Raw genomic sequence first — 16,778 nt, 5'->3', positions numbered from 1 at the left:
CTGTCGGCATGCTGAACTAGCCTGAAACGGTGGCCGGATCATCTGCCGCCCCGCGAACCCGGTACGCCAGTTGTGGCGAGACCGACATCGCCTACCAAGTGGTCGGCGACGGCCCGGTCGACGTGGTGCTCCTGCCCGGGCCGTCCATCCCCATCGACTGCATCGACGCCGAACCGTCCATGTACCGCTTCCACCGGCGGCTGTCGTCGTTCGCCCGGGTGATCCGGCTCGACCAGCGCGGAATCGGCCTGTCGTCGCGGGTCTCGTCGGCTGACAGGATCGGGCCTGAGGTCTGGGCAAGGGACGTCATCGGAGTCATGAACACGGTCGGCTGCGAGCGCGCCACCATCGTGGCCCCGGGCTTCACCTCGATGACCGGCCTGGTGCTAGCCGCCGACTATCCCGACCGCGTCAGGAGCCTAGTGATCATCAACGGCGCAGCCCGGACGCTGTATGCGCCCGACTTCCCGATCGGCTCCACCGTCGACGAGGTCGACCCCTTCACCACGCTCGCAATCGACCCCGACGCCGTCGACCAGGGCTTCGACATGCTCGGCATCATCGCTCCGAGCATCGCCCACGACAACGCGTTCCGCGCGTGGTGGGACATGGCCGGTAACCGCGCCGCCTCACCGAGCATGGCGTTGCGGATGATCAAGACCATCCGCAACGGCGACGTGCGCCACACCCTGCCGCGCATCACCGCGCCGACGCTGATCCTGCATCGGACCGACTCGACCTTCACACCACGCGAGCACGGCCGGTACCTCGCCGACAATGTCGCCGGATCGCGGCTCGTCGAACTACCCGGCGCGGACACGCTCTACTGGGTCGGCAACACCGCGCCGCTGCTCGACGAGATCGAGGAGTTCATCACCGGCATGCGCGGCGGCTCGGACACCGAGCGCCTGCTCACCACGATCATGTTCACCGACATCGTCGGCTCCACCGAGCGCGCCGCCCTGCTCGGCGACGGCCGGTGGCGCGACCTGCTGGACAACCACGACACCATCGTGCGGCACGAGCTGCAGCGGTTCGGCGGGCGTGAGGTCAACACCGCCGGCGACGGATTCGTCGCGACCTTCAGCAGCCCCAGCGCCGCGCTCGGCTGCGCCGACGAGATCGTCGATGCGGTTCGGGTGCTCGGCATCGAGGTGCGGGTGGGCATCCACGCGGGCGAGGTCGAGGTCCGCGGCGGCGTGAAAGACGGCGGGGTGAAGGACGACGTCGCGGGCATGGCGGTGCACATCGGGGCGCGGGTGGCGGCCCTGGCCGGGCCGAGCGAGGTGCGGGTGTCCTCGACGGTCCGCGACATCGTCACCGGGTCGCGGCACCGATTCGCCGACCGCGGCGAGAGCGTGCTCAAGGGCGTGCCGGGCATGTGGCGGATGTACGCCCTGGAGCGCGAGCACGCCGTCGTCGCTGCGAGGATGTGACCATGCCGGAACCCGCCGCGTTACGCAGGGCCCTGGACCTGCTGACCGATCCGCCCGCGAACCCCGACGTCAGCAAGGGCTACCTGGACCTGCTGGGCAGCGGAACCGAGGACATCCCGAAGAACACCGGCGCGGTCCAGGCGGCGTGGGCATCGCCGATCGGGTCGCTGCTCTACGACAATGCGCAGGCCCTGTCGCGGCGTGTGCTCAGCGCGTGGCAGCTCCCGGTCGAGTGGCTGAACATCCCGCCGGGCGGGACCGCCCTGGACGTCGGCTCGGGTCCGGGCAACGTCACCGCCTCGCTGGCCCGGGCCGCCGGGCCGGGCGGACTGGCGCTGGGCGTCGACATCTCCGAGGCGATGCTGGCCCGCGCCACCCGCGCCGAAGCGGGCCCGCAGGTCGGCTTCCTGCGGGCCGACGCGCAGCGACTTCCGTTGCGCGACGACACCGTCGACGCGGTGGTGTCGATCGCGGTGCTGCAGCTGATCCCGAATCCGGCGGCCGCGCTGGCGGAGATGGGACGGGTGCTGCGACCGGGCGGCCGGCTGGCCGTGATGGTGCCCACCGCGGGGCGCGCCGCACGGTTCTGGCGGATGCTGCCCAACGCCGGCGCGCACGCGTTCGACGACGACGAAATCGGCGACATCCTGGAGGAGAACGGCTTCCTCAGCGTGCGGGTCAAGAACTTCGGCGTGTTTCAGTGGGTGCGCGCCAAGCGCTAGAAGGCGCCCAGCGCAGCCGGGTTACGCTCGCGGTCCGCAGCAGCCGACGAGCTAGTCCCGCTTCAGCGCGGGGTGGCTCCGCAGCAACGGCAACAGCAGCTCGGGCGGCGTGACCCGGGACACCGACGACGCGATCCGGTTGACTCGCCCCGGCACGACGACGGCCTTGCCGGCCGCCAGCCCGTCGATGCCGGCCCGCGCGACCTTGGCCGCGGGCAGCCACATCACCTGCGGCAGCGCCGATTCCGCCTCCTCCTTGGAGAACCCCGCCGCCTCGCCGAAGCCGGTGTCCACCGGTCCCGGGCACAGCGCGGTGGCGCTGACGCCGGTGCCGCGCAGCTCACCGCGCAGGCTGTGGGTGTAGGACAGGACGAACGCCTTGGCGGCGCCGTAGGCGGCCTGGCCGGGCAGGGGCTGAAACGCGGCGGTGGACGCCACGTTCAGCACCGCGCCGCGGCGGCGTTCGACCATCCCCGGCAGCAAGCGGCTACACAGGTCCACCACCGCGGCGACGTCGACCTCGACGAGGTTGAGCTCTTTCTCAGGAACGGATTTCGCGACCACTCCGGATGTCGACAGCCCGGCGTTGTTGACCAGGATGTCCGGAGTCAGACCCAGCGCGGCGACCCGGTCCGGCAGGTCGGCACGGGCACTCCTGTCGGACAGGTCGGCCGGCAGCGGGTGCGCCTGGGCGCCCAATTTTGCGGCGAGCTCCTCGAGCTTGTCCGCGCTGCGGGCAACCAGCACGACCTGATAGCCGCGCTCGACGAGGGTCTTGGCGAGTTCCTCGCCGATGCCTGACGACGCGCCGGTGACGATGGCGGCGCGGTCGTTTCCTGGGGGTGGGAGAGCCATACGCTTGACCGTACTCGCGTAACAGCCGCGATTTCCCCGCAAACGGCTTAGCCGGATGCCTGGGCGCGCACCGCCAGCCGGTCCAGCGACGCGCGCAACATATCCCGCGTCGTGGCCCGGGCGCGGGTGATGCGGACCGGGTCGGTCAGCTGCGTCCAGTCGTAGGTGTGGGTCACGCTGGTCAGGTCTGGCCGTATCGGCTCGAGCAGCCAGCGCCACAGGTGGCCGGGCGGCTGCTTGCCGGGTTCCGCCGGGCGCCAAGCGATCTGGCTACCTTCGATGAACTCGACGACGTGGTTCTCGCGCACGCCGCCCTGGGTCAGCGTCATCTTGAAGACGTCACCCGCCTGATGGACCCGCTGCCCCGGCGCGGCCGACGCCAGATTGCCGTTCCCGTCCCAGCTCGGCTGCAGGGACGGGTCGGCGATCAGGTCGAAAATCTGTTGCGCATTGGCCGCGATGATCCGGGTGACGCTCACGATTCGTTCTTCGGGTTCCATGGCGCAATCCAAACACGCGGCGGCGGGACCGGCACGGCGCCGCTAGCTCGCGCGCAGCGCCTCGGCGGGCCCGGACAGCGACGCCTTGACGCCGCGGGTCAGGTCGTCCGCCAGCACCTCCGCCTCGCCATGCTCGACGGCGTCCACGACCTGCCGCGCCACGTCCCGCGGGTCGTTCTTCGGCACGTCGAAGTCCGAGACCATGTCGGTGTCGGTGTAGCCCAGGTGCACCGAGGTGACCAGCGTGCCCTGCGGTTCGAGTTCGATGCGCAGCGAATTGGTGGCCGACCAGATCGCCGCCTTGGAGTCGCCGTAGGCACCGAAACCGCCCAACCAGGACAGCACCGAGCTGATGTCCACCAGGGCTCCGCCGCCGTTGGCGGCAAGGATCGGCGCGAACGCCTGCGCGACCCGCAGAGCGCCGAAGTAGTTGGTCTCGAATACCGCGCGGATCTCCGCGATGTCGCTACCGAGCAGCCTCACCGCGCCCAGGGCGCCGGCGTTGTTGACGACGACGTCCGCATCGGTTGCGATACGGGCCAGCGCGGCAACGGATTCCGGGTCGGTGACGTCGAGGGCGGCGCTCACCACCCGCGGATCCGCGCTGGGCTGAGGGACCCGCGCGGTGGCGTACACCTTGGCAGCTCCGCGTCGGAGAAACTCGTCCACGATCGCCTTTCCGAGCCCGCGCTGCCCGCCGGTGACCACGACCGTCGCACCTTTGATATTGACCATGACCCGATCTCCTTGACTTAGGTGAAATGCTTTTGATTCTGTCAAGCTAATTGACCGGATTGACATAGTCAAGTAGTGTTTGGCTATGTCAGCCGTATGGTCTGCGTCACAGCGGTACGGGCTCGCGCCGGCCCCCGGCGGCCTCGGCCTGGTCCAGGATTTCCTCAACACAATCGGCATCGGCGATTACGGCCCGGACCTGCTCGGCAACGTCACGCGGGCGCGCACCTGGGTCGACGGCGCCGTGGGCGCCTGGTCGGAACTGCGCGGCGTCGATGCGGAACCGCCCGCGCTGGACGATGCGGATCTGCCGAAGCTGCGCAGCCTGCGCGCCGCGATCGCACGGCTGGTCGACGGCGCCGCGCCGGACCCGAGCGGGATCGGCGCCATCAACACGTCATTCACGCTCGCCGAAGGCGGCGAGGTGCGGCTGCGGCCGTCGGGCAGCGGCTGGCGCTGGCTGGCTTCGGCGCTGTGGGGCGAGATCCTGCTGGGGCAGCAGAACGACACCTGGCGACGGGTCAAGCGGTGCCACAATCACCGGTGCGGCTCGACGTTCTACGACCGCTCGAAGAACAACAGCGGGGTCTGGCACGACGTCAAGACATGCGGCAACGCCGCGAATCTGCGTGCGTCGCGGGCGCGCCGGCGGGCGGCCGCAGCGCCGGCTTAGCTAACGCCGGGTCAGCAGCGCTCGTCACCTTTGCGCATCACCCGCGGCTCGGGCGATGGGCGATGCCTGCTTCTGATTACCGAGTGCAGCGCGTCGCACGCGCGCTCCTTGAGCGGGGCCGGGCCGTCGAGGTGGTCGCCCGGGCTCTGGTCGATCCGGTCCGGTAGTGCCTGCACAGCTGTGGTCCTTTTCAGTTTCGGCTAGGGGTGGCCGTACAGCAATTTCACCGCGACGGCTTTACGAGCGCGCCGCACTGGGGTAAACGGCACGCAAAGTCGTGGCGTGACGCGCGACACACCGCGCGCTTCATGCCGGGTCCGTCACATCCTCGAGCGTGTGGCGATGCGCGCGGACGCGTCCGGCAGTGACACGTTGTGGCCTGCGGTGCAACGGATTTGCGGAACGAGCGGGGCGCCGCACCCCTCATGGACGAACTCCAACGAAGTGGCCGTCTCGCCCTGCAGCAACCTGCCGAACTCGATCAGGCTCAGCAGCACCGGAAACAGCTCCCGGCCCTGCTCGGTGAGCACGTATTCGTAGCGCGTGCGCTGACCAGGCTCCTGATAGGGCTGCTTGGCCAGCAGGCCCGCGTCGACGAGCTGCCGCAGCCGCTTCGCCGCAATCTGTTCGGTCACCCCGGCACGACGCGCCAGTTCGTCGAAACGCGTTCCGCCCCAGAGTGCCTCGCGGATCAACACCATGGCCGAATGGGTGCCGATCAGGTCCAGCGCCCGCTCCATCGGGCACAGGTCGGCAACCGTCCAGCTGTCCCGATCGGCCAGCGGACCCGACAGTTTCATCACCCCGGCACCGTCCACGTCCGTCACCTGAGAATGAGGCAGTTGCTCGTGGCGGTACCCAGCAACTTGCCGTCCTGGGTGGTCAGCACCGCCTCGGCGAGCGCGGTGCGCCGGCCCAGGTGGGTGACCGTTCCGGTGCATCGGACCAGTCCGGTCTCGACGCCGATGCGGCCGATGAAGCGGACCGACAGATCGAGGCTGGTGTAGCCGACCCCGGCGGGCAGCAAGCTGTGGACGGCACAGGCCGCGGCCGAGTCCAACAGCGTGCAGTACACACCACCGTGCACCGAGCCGATCGGGTTGTAGTGACACTCCAACGGCGTCATCGTGAACACCGCCCGCCCCTCGGCGACCGATTCCAGCCGGGCGCCAAGCGTCCGCATGATCGGCGGCGCCGGCAGTTCCCCGTCGATCATCGCCTGCAGGAACTCGATGCCGGGACGGTCGCGGGCGGCCTGCGCGGAGACCAGCGGATCGCCCCAATCGAACGTCCGACTTCGCTTGATATCGCTTGCGTTGCATACTGTTTCAGTCAATCAGACGACCACCTTCCGGTCAGGGCCTGCGCGATGCACTTTGACCCATGGTCACATCTGACTAAACTAGAGTCAAGTTAGCTCGACCGGTCCACCATCGCCGCGCGCTCGACGTCGAGAAGCTGCTCGCCACGCCGTTCCTCGTCGTAGGCCTTGCGGCCACCCCGCAGGCCGAAGAGCCGCTTGGAGATCAAGAGATAGATCACCGCGGCCACATTGATGGCCAACGTCACCACGCGGGTCGTGGTAATGCCCTTGGTCAGGTCGTAGATCTCCAGCGGCAGAAAGACCGAAGTCGCGACCACCGCGAAATACTCGCCCCAGCGTTTGAGCAGCCAGAGGCCGACACCCTCGACCACCTGCAATACCGCGTAGCCGGCCAGCAGCGCCGTGATCAGCGCCAACGTGGACGGCTTGGCCGCCAGCGCCTTTTCCAGCTCATGGATGGCCGACAGTTGGTCGACTTTGAATCCGGCGGCGCGAAAGATCGGCAGGTCACGGTCCAGCGTGGCCTGGATGGCGCCGCGCGCGCCGCGGAACTTCCAGACCGCCCACGCCGCGAGCGCCAGCACCACCGCCCGAAAGAGGCGCTCGACCCCGAGCGTCCGAAGGATGATGGCCTGGCGCAAAGCCTTGCCGCGCATGATCAGCGGCGCCTCGTCGGCGTGGCCGCGTCCGTGTGGCTCACCGAGCGCGAAGTCGCCGCAACGCAGGCAGCGCCACACCTCGCCAAGCCCGGTGCTGCCGCGCAGCCGCTGTGCCAGCTCCTCTTCGTCGGGCACATAGGTGACGTGGCCGGCCAGCCCGCACGTCAGTAGCTCCCAGTGGTTGCCGGTGCGGTTGTTGTTCTTGGCCACGTGCGCTCCTCTGCTGCCAGGCTGCGCCGATCATTCAATGCGACGAGCGGAGCGCGCAAGGGGCCGTTTGCGGGGCGGGCTTCAAAACCGCGGCCTGCCGCGCGGGCGTTGCGCGGTGCGGCTCGCGGCGCCAAGCAGGCGGGCGAGATCGGCGACCGGGATGTCGTCGAGGTGCTCGACCGCGGCGACGATGTCGGCACGCAGCCCGGCGTCGCAGAAAGGTTCTGCGAGCCAGTGGAACTTGTCGACGACGCGCTCCCAGGACAGCGGCCGCGTGGGCGAGCCCTCGTAATCGGACTGCTCGCGACCGAGTTCCCGCCCGTCTCGGGTGGTCACCAGCACCCGCGCCGCCGTGCGCTGCGGATAGTCCGCCGTCAGGTCGGCCGCTGGTTTGACCTCCACCCGCGCCAGCAGATCCTGGACGTCGCCGCGCCGCACCCGCTCGGTCTCCAGCTGTTCGGGTCCCACGCCTCCGTCGAGAAGGGCCACCGCGCACAAGTACTTGAGGCTGTAGTCGGCCTGCTCTTTGGTCGACGGGTGCTCCTTGTCGCCGTAGGTGCCACCGCCCGCGAAGTCATAAGCACCCTCGAACACCTCGAGGCTCACCTGCGCGACGTCGTCGGCTCTGAGCCGATTTTCGGTGCGGATCGCCAGGACGGCGTCGATGACGACCTGCCCATGGATGAGCGCGCAGTACCGCTTGAGGTACGTCCGCTCGACGGCGTTCAATTCCCTGTCGGCCGTGCGGAAGTCGATCGGCCGGCCGAACAGCTGCACCAACCCGTGGGGGCCGTCGAACAGCGCCTTGGGACCCGTGACGCCGCGGGCAGCCAGCATAGTGGTGTCGACGGCGCACATTCCGGTGCTGGCCGGCGAGATGCCTTTCCAGTTCGACACCGGTTCGGCGTGCACGGCGGCCAGGGACACGTTGTCGACGGCGGCGGCCGCGATCGCATCGGCGGTGTGCGCGGCGTAAAGGCCGAGCAGCTTCGCCGTGCCGGCCGCCGCCGACATCGCCAGTTGCAGAGCATGATTGAGGCCCTGCGCCATGACGGGGACCTGTTCGCTGAACCGGCACTGGACCTCGTAGGCGGTGGCCAGGGCGAGCAGGAAGTCGGCCCCGCCCGCGTCGACGTGCTCGGCCACGGCCAACACAGCGCCGAAATTGTCCGCGGGATGGCACAGCCCGCCCACCGTCAGGTACGTGTCGAGGAGATCGGGATAACGCACCAGCACCGCGTTGAAGAACGCGGCCCGGTCCACCGACGCTTTGCCGCCACCGACCAGCGTCGCGGTGGGTCTGCCGCCGAACTGCTCGGTGTGCTCGCGGACGGCGGCGACCAGCTCACCGTCCAGCGCGCCGACGGCACACGCGATGCTGTCGAGCACGTTGCGCTTCAGCATGGCGCGGGAACGTGTGCTCAGATCCGCCTGCGCGGCGCCGACGACGAAGTCGGCGAGATCGTCGACAATGTACCTCTGTGCCATGGCTTTTCGCCCCTTCCGTTGTCGCTGCCTTCGACTCAAGTGCGTCAACGGGTCGGCGTCCAGGTCCTATCTCCTACCTGTGCTTGGCCGAAGTTCCTATCGCAGTCCAGCCGCGCGGTCGAGGACTCCGCGGTGCGGGTCGTCGCGCGGCACCCACCACCGCTCCGCGGGTGGGGCCAGCCACCCGCGGCTGCGGGCGGCGCTCAACAACGCCTCTACGACCCCGCGCACGGCGTCCCGGTCGTCGTCGGCCCGGTGCAGCAACGACCAGGTCCATAGGGGGACCGGATCGGCGACCGGGCGTTGTCCCAGGCTGGGTGGGACCACCGCGTTGTGCCGCTTGGGCGAGGCGAGCACCGCGGCGCCGATCCTGCGCACGTGCACGTAGAACGCGTCGCCGGTAATACCGCCGTCGTCGATGTCGACGACGCGCGCGCCGGTGTCGGCGGCGAAGGCACCCGCGAACCGATTCCACGACGACCACGCCGATTCGTCGGCGTCGATAAGCACCCGCACCTGCTGCGCTGCAAGGGGTTCCGCCGAACTAGCGCCAGGGAGGACCGCGCGCAGTGGCTCGACACCCAGCAGGTGTGCGGTCAGCCCGCGTTCCCTGGCGTGCTCGTCGGTAATCCACGCCAGCGCCACATCCAGCGTGCCTTCGGAGACGCGGTCGGCCTGCACGTGCGACGGCAGCACCCATTCGTCGACGCGCAGCGTCACCGTGGGCGCCACCGCGGCCTTCAGGTCGTCGGGCAACCAGCTGACGTATCCCAGCCGGACGGGCGTGCTCTGTGCGCCGGCCCGCTGAACCCGCCGCTTGGCGTCGTCGGCCAGCGCAAGCAGCCTGCGGGCATCGTCCAGCAACAATCGCCCGGCCTCGCTGAGGCGCACGCTGCGCCGGTCCCGCACGAACAGTTCACTGCCCAATTCGCGCTCCAGCGCGATGATCTGCTGCGACAGGGCCGGTCCGCTGATGTGTACCCGCCGGGCCGCGCGTCCGAAGTGCAATTCCTCGGCGACGGCCACGAAGTAGCGCAACTGCCGCAGTTCCATAGCAGCGAGCCTAGGGCCATCTAGCCGGCTGGACCGATCGCTTCCCGTCGCTGCTGAGCTTTCGTAATCGCCTCGGTTTCCTCGGTGAGCCGTTTTCCGATGGTCCGGATCTGCTTTGCGCTCAGGGTGCACAGCGGATGCACGGCCACCATGAGGGCCACGCGCTGGCGATGGTCGAAAACCGGTGCGGCGATGGTGACTACGGGCTGCTTTCTGCGTCCGGGGTTGTCGTCGGAGAGGAAGCCGATCGTGGTGAACTCGACCAGCAGCTGGTCCATGATGTGGCGCACCGGAGTGGGCATCTCGTCGCTGTCCAACGTAACGACGAGCTGGGCGGCCTGCGCCAGCGCGGGAGTCGTCCAGTCGACGTCGAATCCGCGTTCCCGCGTGCGGGCCAGCACGGCTTCCAGGCGCCGGGTGCGATCCTCGCTCGTGCCCGCGCCGCGGCGGATCCATGCGCGCCGTTCCTCGTCGGTATCCCAGGCGGCCAGGGCCACGCCGAACGGCGGGGCGTACGGGATCCGATCCCCCGGTATGCCCGACGGCTCGGTGACGGGTTCCCCCTCGAAGGCGGTGACGACCAGCGAATCGCCGAACCGCTCGACCACCGAACCGGCGTAGCCGAAGTCGGCGGAAAGGCGCACGGCCGCAGCGCGAGCCGCGTGCGCGAGCGGCCGAGCGGTGTCGGTCCGCGCGGCCACCACGGCCAGCGCGGGTCCCAGCGTGAAGGTCTTGGCCACCGGATCGCGGCTGGCCCAGCCGCGGTCACACAGCGTCTTGAGGATCGCGTGCGCGGTCGCCTGGGTGAGTCCGAGCTCCCGCACGACGTCGGAAAAGCGCAGCTGCCTGTTTCCCGAGCGTGCGAGCAGCTCCACGACGTCGAGAACCCGGGCGGTCGGCGCCGACGACGATCCGCGAATGGCTTGACTCCTTCGGAGCGGGGTTCATACAGTAATTCCGAACATTCGAGAGTATATATCGATTATTCGAGAATTTGGGAAGGTTGTTGGGTTGCGCGCGGTGGTACTCCGAGACGGTCGACTCCAGGTCCGCGAGACGCCCGATCCCACGCCCGGGCCGGGGGAATTGCTGCTGCGCACGCTGAGCACCGCAATCTGCGCCTCGGATGTGCACTTCATGGACCATCCGGACCTCAGCATCGACGACCCGACGGGCCGCTCGCTGTATGACGCCGACCGGGACATCGTGCTCGGCCATGAGTTCGTCGGCGAAGTCGTCGACCACGGGCCCGGCTGTAGCGACCAGTTCGCGGTCGGCTCGCGGGTGACGGCCATGCCGGTGCGCCTGGTCGACGGCGGCGCCGGCGGCCTGCGGATCATCGGCCAGCACCCTGAGGCGCCGGGGAGTTTCGCTGAGCTGCTGGTGATTTCGGAGGCGGCCGCCAAACCGGTTCCGGACGGGGTCTCCGTGGACGCCGCCGCGCTGACCGACGCGTTCGCCGTCGGCGAGTTCTACGTCCGCTCGGCGAACCTTCAGCCGGGCGAGGTCCCGATCGTGATCGGCGCGGGAGCGATCGGGCTCTCGGCCGTCGCCGCCCTGACCCAGCGCGGCATCGCGCCGATCATCGTGACGGACTTCAAGGCCGACCGCCGCGACCTGGCCCGTGATCGCTTCGGCGCGCACGTCGTCGTCGACCCCGCCGAGCAGACGCCCTTCGACGCCTTCAACCAGGCCCGCGCGCAGCATGGGTTGCCCGGCCCGGCGGTCGTTTTCGAGTGTGTGGGGGCCGCCGGACTGATCCAGAACATCGTCGAATCCGCCGAGATGGGCACCCGCATCTACTGCGCGGGCGGCTGGTACACCGGCGACACCCTCGATATCACCACCGCCACCCGGCAAGGCGTCACGATCCAATTCGGCGGCGGCCCACACCCGCAGGACTGGTACGGAACGCTGGACGCCATCGCGTCGGGGCGCCTGGACCCGCTGCCAAGCGTCGGCAGCATCATCACCCTCGACGACGTCCCGGACGCCCTCGATCTCGCCCGACGGTCGCAGGGCCCGCCCCGGATCGTGGTCCATCCGAACGGAGACATCCGATGACCGAACGCGAAGACCGCCAGGATATTGCCGAGTTGCTGGTGCGCTACGCCACCGCCATCGACCGACGCGAATATTCGTTGCTGGGGACGGTTTTCACCGACCGGTGCGACGTGGACTACGGCGTGATCGGCAGGTGGAAGACCGCCGACGCCGTCGTCGAGTTCATGGATCAGGTGCACGCGATGGCCGGGTACACGCTGCATCGACTGAGCAATATCGCCGTCACCCTCGAAGGTGATCACGCGACGGCCCGGACCTACATCGACGGGCTGATCATGGCCGGCGACAACACAAATGGCGTGAACGCGGTCGGTTTCTACGACGACGAGCTGGTCCGGACCGACGAGGGCTGGCGCATCGCCCGGCGTCAGTTCACTCAAGTGCGGATCACCGAGGTCCATTGAGGAGTTATGCCAGTGACTTTCGCAGCGAAATACGGCCCGTGGGCCGTGGTCGCCGGGGCCTCGGACGGCCTTGGCGCCGCGTTCGCCAAGGGACTTGCGGAGCGCGGCGTCAATGTGGTCCTGCTCGCCCGCCGGCAGGAGGGGCTGGACCGGGTTGCGGCTGAGATCAATTCGACGACGGGTGCGCAAACCCGCACGCTCGCGGTCGATCTCGCCCGGCCGGGCGCGCCCGCCGACATCGCGGCGGCGACCGGCGACCTGGAGATCGGCCTTCTGGTGTACTGCGCCGGCGCCGACCCGGACTACCGTCCCTTTCTTGCCAATTCGATCGAGGCCGCCGAGGCGATGGTGCAGCGCAACTGCGTGGCGCCCATGCGGTTGTGCCACCACTTCGCCCCGGCGATGGTCGAGCGGGGCAGCGGCGGGATCGTCATATTCGGCTCCGGCGCCGGATTGGCCGGCGGATCCAACATGGTTGCCTACGGCGCCTCCAAGGCTTTCGACATGGTCTTCGCCGAGGCGCTGTGGGCCGAGTTGCACGACAAGGGCGTCGACGTCGTCGGCCTCATCCTCGGCAAGACCGACACCCCCGCCCTGCGCCGGCTCGAACACAGCCGGGGCCAGATCGGTTCGCTCGACGAGGTGCCACCCGGCGCCGTCCCGGTCGACGACGTGATCGCGGAGGCCTTCGAGAACCTGACCAACGGCCCGACCTGGTTTGTGGGTGAGGTCATGCGCGCCGCCGAGCAACTGACGAGTTCGATGACCCGCAAGCAGACCGTCGAACTCTTCGCCCAGGCGGCGGCCGCCGCCATGGGCTCGTCCGGCTAACGGTCTAAGGCCTCCGCCTGCGAGGAGTCGAGTCTGCGGTGGCATCCAGACTGCGCGTAGCGCGTGTCCGCGGGCCGAATCGACGCCCTCACCGCAGTCTCAACGGCGGGGCGTCTGGCGTCCAGGACGCGGCGCACACCGGGCGGAACCCTGGCCTCCAACAACGCGTCGTAGTGGATGTTGATGTTCCACCGCCCGTCGCCGAGTGTTGGCCGGTTTGTTGGTTGCACTCGACAAGACATATCCGACTCACATAAAGAGGTTTGCCATAACTTGAAGTTAGGAAAGACTAACTTTTAAGATTGTGCGCTGCTACCAGCAAATATAGCTCTACGGAGGCGAACGCCGGGTCCAACCATAACGTTGCTGGAGTACGACCGAGCGGGTACGTTCGACAGGACCGCCCCCGAATCAAAAGGATCTCCCTTGGTGACCACAGACAGGCCCGTCGCACTGACGACGACGGCCTCGCGGCCGCGGTGGCGCGTCCTTGCGCGTTCGGGACTGCTCACCGGTGCGTTCATCACCCCGGCGGTGGTGATCCGCATCCTCGGCCTGCATCCACAGCCGGTGCTCGCGCTGCTGATCTTCGGGGCTGCCGTCGTCGCCGCGAGCTTCCTGCTGGCCTGGGCCGCCGAAGCCGCACAGATCGACGTGTCGGGCGGGCTCGCGATCGCGGTGCTCGCGCTGGTGGCGGTGCTGCCGGAATATGCGGTCGACCTCTACTACGCCTACGCGTCCGGCCACAATCCGGACTACACGCAATACGCCGCGGCCAACATGACCGGGTCCAACCGGCTGCTGATGGGTCTGGGCTGGCCGGTGGTGGTTCTCGTCGGCATGCTGGCGGCACGCCGCGTCGGCGCCGCCGCAAAGGCCGGCTTGGCGCTCGAGCCCGCCAACCGCGTCGAACTCGGGTTCCTGTTGGTCGCCGGTGTCGTCGCGTTCGTGATACCGGCGAACGGTCAGATCCACCTGACGCTGGGGTTGGCGCTGTTGGCGTGGTTCGGGTTCTACCTGTACAAGGTCAGCCACGGCGAGGTGGAGGAGCCCGACCTGATCGGTACCGCCGCGGCCCTGGCGATGCTGCCCGCCCGCGCCCGGCGCTTCGCGGTGTTCGGCCTGTTCGCGACGTCGGGTGTGGTGATCCTGCTGTGCGCCAAGCCGTTCGCCGACAACCTGGTCGCCGCGGGCACGGAGCTGGGCATCGACCGGTTCCTGCTGGTGCAGTGGCTGGCGCCGCTGGCGTCGGAGGCCCCCGAGTTCATCATCGCGACGATCTTCGCGGCCCGGGGTAAAGGCACCGCCGCCGTCGCCACGCTGATCTCGGCCAAGGTCAACCAGTGGACGCTGCTCATCGGCTCGCTGCCGGTCGCGCACCTGCTCGGTGGCGGCGGGTTCACACTGGCGCTGGACTCCCGGCAGATCGAGGAGATGCTGCTCACGGCGAGCCAAACGCTGATGGGCGTGGCCCTGATCCTGGCGCTGCGCTTCCATCGCTATAGCGCCTGGGCGCTGCTGGTGTTGTTCGCGGTCCAGTTCCCCATCAACTCGACGCACGGGCGGCTGCTGCTCTGCGGAATCTATCTGGCCATCGCGGCGGCCGGGTTGATCGTCAACCGCCGGGATCTGCCCGCTACCGTGCGGGCGCCGTTCGTCGGCACGACGGTGCGGCATGGCGGTCACCCGGAGGCACCGTCGGGCCACCCCCAGCAGGACTGAGTCCGCGTCCCGCCAACGGGCCGCGCCGTCATGACGGCCGGCGCACGCCCGAATTCCACGGCCCGTAGCCGCGTTAGATTGGACTCAGCTGCACGGGCGGGGAAGGTCGGAGGAGCTCACCGGATGCGCGTCATCACCGTCGAGGAACACTTCGAGCACCGCGAGGTGAGTCGGCGAGTGTTAGAGCTGGGCGGCCCGCCCATTGGACTTCCGGCGGAAGCGCTCGCCGAGTTCGGTTCGATCTTCAACGACGACGTCGACGCGGCGACTCGCCTGGGTGGACACCGGTTGGCCCATATGGACGCCGTCGGCGTCGACATTCAGGTCGTCTCACACGGTAACGGCAGCCCGAGTTCACTGGCCGCGCCCGAGTCGGTGCAGCTGTGCCGTCAGGTCAACGACGACCTCGCGCAGCAGATTTCCGAACACCCCGACCGATTCCGCGGCTTTGCCACACTCCCTCTCTACGATCCCGCGCAGGCGGCCGAGGAGCTGCGCCGCTGCGTCGGTGACCTCGGGTTCGTCGGCGCTCTGATCGCGGGCACGTTTGAAGGGCTCTTCCTCGACGACGTTCGCTTCGATCCGATACTTGCCGTCGCCGAGGCGGTCGATCTGCCGATCTACGTGCATCCGGGACTGCCCCACCCCCAGGTCTCACGGCCGTACTACTTCGGCGACTGGTCTGCCGCCGTCGGGGTGATGTTCTCCGGACCCGCGTTCGGCTGGCACGCCGAGGCGGGCATCCACGTCGTCCGGCTGATCTTGTCCGGCGCGTTGGACCGCCATCCGGGCCTCAAACTGCTCAGTGGGCACTGGGGGGAAGTGCTGGCGTTCTGGCTCGAACGGCTCGACGAGACCTTCGCACTCGTCCGTCCGGGAAGCGACCGCAACGTCAGCGACTACTACCGGACACAAATCTGGGTGACGCCGTCGGGAATGTTCAATCAGCATCAGCTCGAGCACGTGGTCGCCGAACTGGGCGCCGAGCGGATCATCCACTCCGAGGACTTCCCGTACGTCAAGCGCGACAACGTCGCCGAATTCCTCACCGGTTCGGGCCTTTCCGACCAGCAGGTGGAAGCCATCGCGCACAGAAACGTCGAAGCGCTGTTACGTATCTGATCGAGTCGTCCGGACAGGAGGCGTTCGTGAACTTTCGGACAGGTACGGTGCGGTCCGCCGACGGCACGGTCGTCAGCCACCGGATAGTCGGCGAAAACGGTCCGCCGGTCGTTCTCGTGCATGGGGGAATACAGGCCGCACAGAGCTTTCGGCGGCTGGCCGAGATGCTGAGCTCCCGCTTCACCGTCTACATTCCCGACCGGCGCGGTCGCCGGCCCGACGTGCCGGCCGGTGAAAACTACGGGCTCGCGCGCGAGGGTGAAGATCTCGAAGCGCTGTTGCGCGCGGTCGAGGCTCGTCGCGTCTTCGGTTTGAGTTCGGGCGCGGTCATCGCGCTCTACACCGCCATTCAATACGACGGAATCGACCGGCTCGCGCTCTACGAGCCCCCGCTGACCATCGACGATGCCACGCCTGCGGCCTGGTTACCGAAATTCGAACACGCGCTCGTCACGTCGGGTCCCGCGGCCGGGGTTGCCGCGGTGTTGAAAGGGACAGGTGACCGTTCGCCGCTGATGCGGCTACCGGACTGGGCGTTGACCAGCCTGGCGCGACTAGCTCTCTGGGTCGACGCGAAATCACACGCCCCGGAGGACATCGCCCTTCGCGACCTCGTCCCCACCATGCGACTCGACGGCATCGTCACGCAGGAGTCCGTGGCGCTGGTGAACCCGCGCATCGAGGAACTGCGCTCGCGGGTGCTTCTGCTCGGCGGCGAGAAGAGCGCTTACCAACTCCATCTCGGACTCGATGCGCTCTGCCGGCGTCTGCCCGATGCCAAGCGCGTCGAACTCGAAAGGGTCGGGCACATCGCGGCTGACAATCGCGGTGTGCCGCAGCAGGTCGCACGGCTGCTGGAAGGCTTCTGGGCGGATTAGGTGTCTTCGACGCCGCGCGGCGCCGGAGTCGGCAGGGTGGGCCCTGAGGCGGGGCCTGAGGGCGGGTTTCGGCGAATTAGCTGCCAAGTTGCTGGCTTCTCG

19 protein-coding genes are annotated in these 16,778 nt (G+C 68.6%); 9 read left to right on the top strand and 10 right to left on the bottom strand.

Annotated elements, in window-relative coordinates; all coding sequences use genetic code 11:
* Positions 1-29 precede the first annotated feature (29 nt).
* Together lipJ and AC5Y5V_RS02525 are read left to right on the top strand one after the other, a co-directional pair.
* Positions 30-1,436, top strand: a complete 1,407-nt coding sequence (lipJ, locus tag AC5Y5V_RS02530; RefSeq protein ID WP_499931005.1) for a bifunctional lipase/adenylate cyclase LipJ — start codon at positions 30-32, stop codon at positions 1,434-1,436.
* A 2-nt stretch (positions 1,437-1,438) separates the two neighbouring features.
* Entirely contained in the window at positions 1,439-2,158 is a 720-nt protein-coding gene (locus AC5Y5V_RS02525) for a methyltransferase domain-containing protein (RefSeq protein ID WP_499931004.1), read from the top strand.
* 51 nt (positions 2,159-2,209) lie between these two features.
* Here the strand turns inward: AC5Y5V_RS02525 and AC5Y5V_RS02520 are convergent, their stop codons facing one another.
* Genes AC5Y5V_RS02520 through AC5Y5V_RS02510 form a run of 3 tightly spaced genes read right to left on the bottom strand, consistent with a single transcriptional unit; the run spans position 2,210 to position 4,248 of the window.
* Complete coding sequence (locus tag AC5Y5V_RS02520; protein ID WP_499931003.1) at positions 2,210-3,013, bottom strand: SDR family NAD(P)-dependent oxidoreductase; 804 nt, start codon at positions 3,011-3,013, stop codon at positions 2,210-2,212.
* Positions 3,014-3,060: 47 nt separating this feature from the next.
* Positions 3,061-3,513 (bottom strand): SRPBCC family protein, encoded by a 453-nt coding sequence (locus tag AC5Y5V_RS02515; RefSeq protein ID WP_499931002.1) that lies wholly within the window; start codon positions 3,511-3,513, stop codon positions 3,061-3,063.
* A gap of 42 nt (positions 3,514-3,555) precedes the next feature.
* On the bottom strand, positions 3,556-4,248 hold the full coding sequence (locus tag AC5Y5V_RS02510) for an SDR family oxidoreductase (RefSeq protein ID WP_499931001.1): 693 nt from the start codon (positions 4,246-4,248) through the stop codon (positions 3,556-3,558).
* Between the two features lie 85 nt (positions 4,249-4,333).
* Between AC5Y5V_RS02510 and AC5Y5V_RS02505 the strand changes: the two genes are divergently transcribed.
* Positions 4,334-4,921: a CGNR zinc finger domain-containing protein gene (locus AC5Y5V_RS02505; RefSeq protein WP_499931000.1), complete on the top strand. Its 588-nt coding sequence runs from the start codon at positions 4,334-4,336 to the stop codon at positions 4,919-4,921.
* Between the two features lie 11 nt (positions 4,922-4,932).
* Here AC5Y5V_RS02505 and AC5Y5V_RS02500 read toward each other — a convergent pair whose 3' ends face one another.
* The 7 genes from AC5Y5V_RS02500 to AC5Y5V_RS02470 form a co-directional block, all read right to left on the bottom strand.
* A complete protein-coding gene (locus AC5Y5V_RS02500; RefSeq protein ID WP_499930999.1) occupies positions 4,933-5,097 on the bottom strand; it encodes a hypothetical protein in 165 nt (54 codons plus the stop codon).
* Positions 5,098-5,241: 144 nt separating this feature from the next.
* Positions 5,242-5,748, bottom strand: coding sequence for a winged helix-turn-helix transcriptional regulator (locus tag AC5Y5V_RS02495; RefSeq protein WP_499930998.1), 507 nt, complete (start codon positions 5,746-5,748; stop codon positions 5,242-5,244).
* Positions 5,745-6,257, bottom strand: coding sequence for a PaaI family thioesterase (locus tag AC5Y5V_RS02490; protein WP_499930997.1), 513 nt, complete (start codon positions 6,255-6,257; stop codon positions 5,745-5,747). Before AC5Y5V_RS02490 ends, AC5Y5V_RS02495 begins: the two co-directional genes overlap by 4 nt.
* A gap of 77 nt (positions 6,258-6,334) precedes the next feature.
* The gene (locus tag AC5Y5V_RS02485) at positions 6,335-7,114 is read right to left on the bottom strand and encodes a DUF2127 domain-containing protein (protein ID WP_499930996.1); all 780 of its coding nucleotides are present in this window, start codon (positions 7,112-7,114) and stop codon (positions 6,335-6,337) included.
* 81 nt (positions 7,115-7,195) lie between these two features.
* Positions 7,196-8,602, bottom strand: coding sequence for an MmgE/PrpD family protein (locus AC5Y5V_RS02480; RefSeq protein ID WP_499930995.1), 1,407 nt, complete (start codon positions 8,600-8,602; stop codon positions 7,196-7,198).
* A 96-nt stretch (positions 8,603-8,698) separates the two neighbouring features.
* Entirely contained in the window at positions 8,699-9,655 is a 957-nt protein-coding gene (locus AC5Y5V_RS02475) for a LysR family transcriptional regulator (RefSeq protein ID WP_499930994.1), read from the bottom strand.
* Positions 9,656-9,675: 20 nt separating this feature from the next.
* On the bottom strand, positions 9,676-10,575 hold the full coding sequence (locus tag AC5Y5V_RS02470) for a helix-turn-helix domain-containing protein (RefSeq protein ID WP_499931105.1): 900 nt from the start codon (positions 10,573-10,575) through the stop codon (positions 9,676-9,678).
* A gap of 100 nt (positions 10,576-10,675) precedes the next feature.
* On the opposite strand from AC5Y5V_RS02470, the gene AC5Y5V_RS02465 reads away from it, so the two are divergent.
* From AC5Y5V_RS02465 to AC5Y5V_RS02440, 6 genes are all read left to right on the top strand, one after another.
* Positions 10,676-11,719, top strand: coding sequence for a zinc-binding dehydrogenase (locus tag AC5Y5V_RS02465; RefSeq protein ID WP_499931104.1), 1,044 nt, complete (start codon positions 10,676-10,678; stop codon positions 11,717-11,719).
* The gene (locus AC5Y5V_RS02460) at positions 11,716-12,123 is read left to right on the top strand and encodes a nuclear transport factor 2 family protein (protein ID WP_499930993.1); all 408 of its coding nucleotides are present in this window, start codon (positions 11,716-11,718) and stop codon (positions 12,121-12,123) included. Before AC5Y5V_RS02465 ends, AC5Y5V_RS02460 begins: the two co-directional genes overlap by 4 nt.
* A gap of 12 nt (positions 12,124-12,135) precedes the next feature.
* The gene (locus AC5Y5V_RS02455; RefSeq protein WP_499930992.1) at positions 12,136-12,954 is read left to right on the top strand and encodes an SDR family NAD(P)-dependent oxidoreductase; all 819 of its coding nucleotides are present in this window, start codon (positions 12,136-12,138) and stop codon (positions 12,952-12,954) included.
* Positions 12,955-13,407: 453 nt separating this feature from the next.
* Positions 13,408-14,676, top strand: a complete 1,269-nt coding sequence (locus AC5Y5V_RS02450) for a calcium:cation antiporter family protein (RefSeq protein WP_499931103.1) — start codon at positions 13,408-13,410, stop codon at positions 14,674-14,676.
* Between the two features lie 123 nt (positions 14,677-14,799).
* Positions 14,800-15,798: an amidohydrolase family protein gene (locus AC5Y5V_RS02445; RefSeq protein WP_499930991.1), complete on the top strand. Its 999-nt coding sequence runs from the start codon at positions 14,800-14,802 to the stop codon at positions 15,796-15,798.
* A gap of 26 nt (positions 15,799-15,824) precedes the next feature.
* A complete protein-coding gene (locus AC5Y5V_RS02440) occupies positions 15,825-16,676 on the top strand; it encodes an alpha/beta fold hydrolase (RefSeq protein WP_499930990.1) in 852 nt (283 codons plus the stop codon).
* The last annotated feature ends 102 nt before the right edge of the window (positions 16,677-16,778 follow it).

This window comes from Mycobacterium sp. NGS68, from assembly GCF_059812195.1.
This window is presented reverse-complemented; position numbering and strand designations above follow the sequence as displayed.

Coding starts and splice junctions, on each gene's coding strand:
- AC5Y5V_RS02520 (WP_499931003.1), bottom strand. CDS start 3,013: ATGGCTCTCCCACCCCCAGGAAACGACCGCGCCGCCATCGTCACCGGC.
- AC5Y5V_RS02525 (WP_499931004.1), top strand. CDS start 1,439: ATGCCGGAACCCGCCGCGTTACGCAGGGCCCTGGACCTGCTGACCGAT.
- AC5Y5V_RS02460 (WP_499930993.1), top strand. CDS start 11,716: ATGACCGAACGCGAAGACCGCCAGGATATTGCCGAGTTGCTGGTGCGC.
- AC5Y5V_RS02515 (WP_499931002.1), bottom strand. CDS start 3,513: ATGGAACCCGAAGAACGAATCGTGAGCGTCACCCGGATCATCGCGGCC.
- AC5Y5V_RS02445 (WP_499930991.1), top strand. CDS start 14,800: ATGCGCGTCATCACCGTCGAGGAACACTTCGAGCACCGCGAGGTGAGT.
- AC5Y5V_RS02480 (WP_499930995.1), bottom strand. CDS start 8,602: ATGGCACAGAGGTACATTGTCGACGATCTCGCCGACTTCGTCGTCGGC.
- AC5Y5V_RS02505 (WP_499931000.1), top strand. CDS start 4,334: ATGTCAGCCGTATGGTCTGCGTCACAGCGGTACGGGCTCGCGCCGGCC.
- AC5Y5V_RS02475 (WP_499930994.1), bottom strand. CDS start 9,655: ATGGAACTGCGGCAGTTGCGCTACTTCGTGGCCGTCGCCGAGGAATTG.
- AC5Y5V_RS02510 (WP_499931001.1), bottom strand. CDS start 4,248: ATGGTCAATATCAAAGGTGCGACGGTCGTGGTCACCGGCGGGCAGCGC.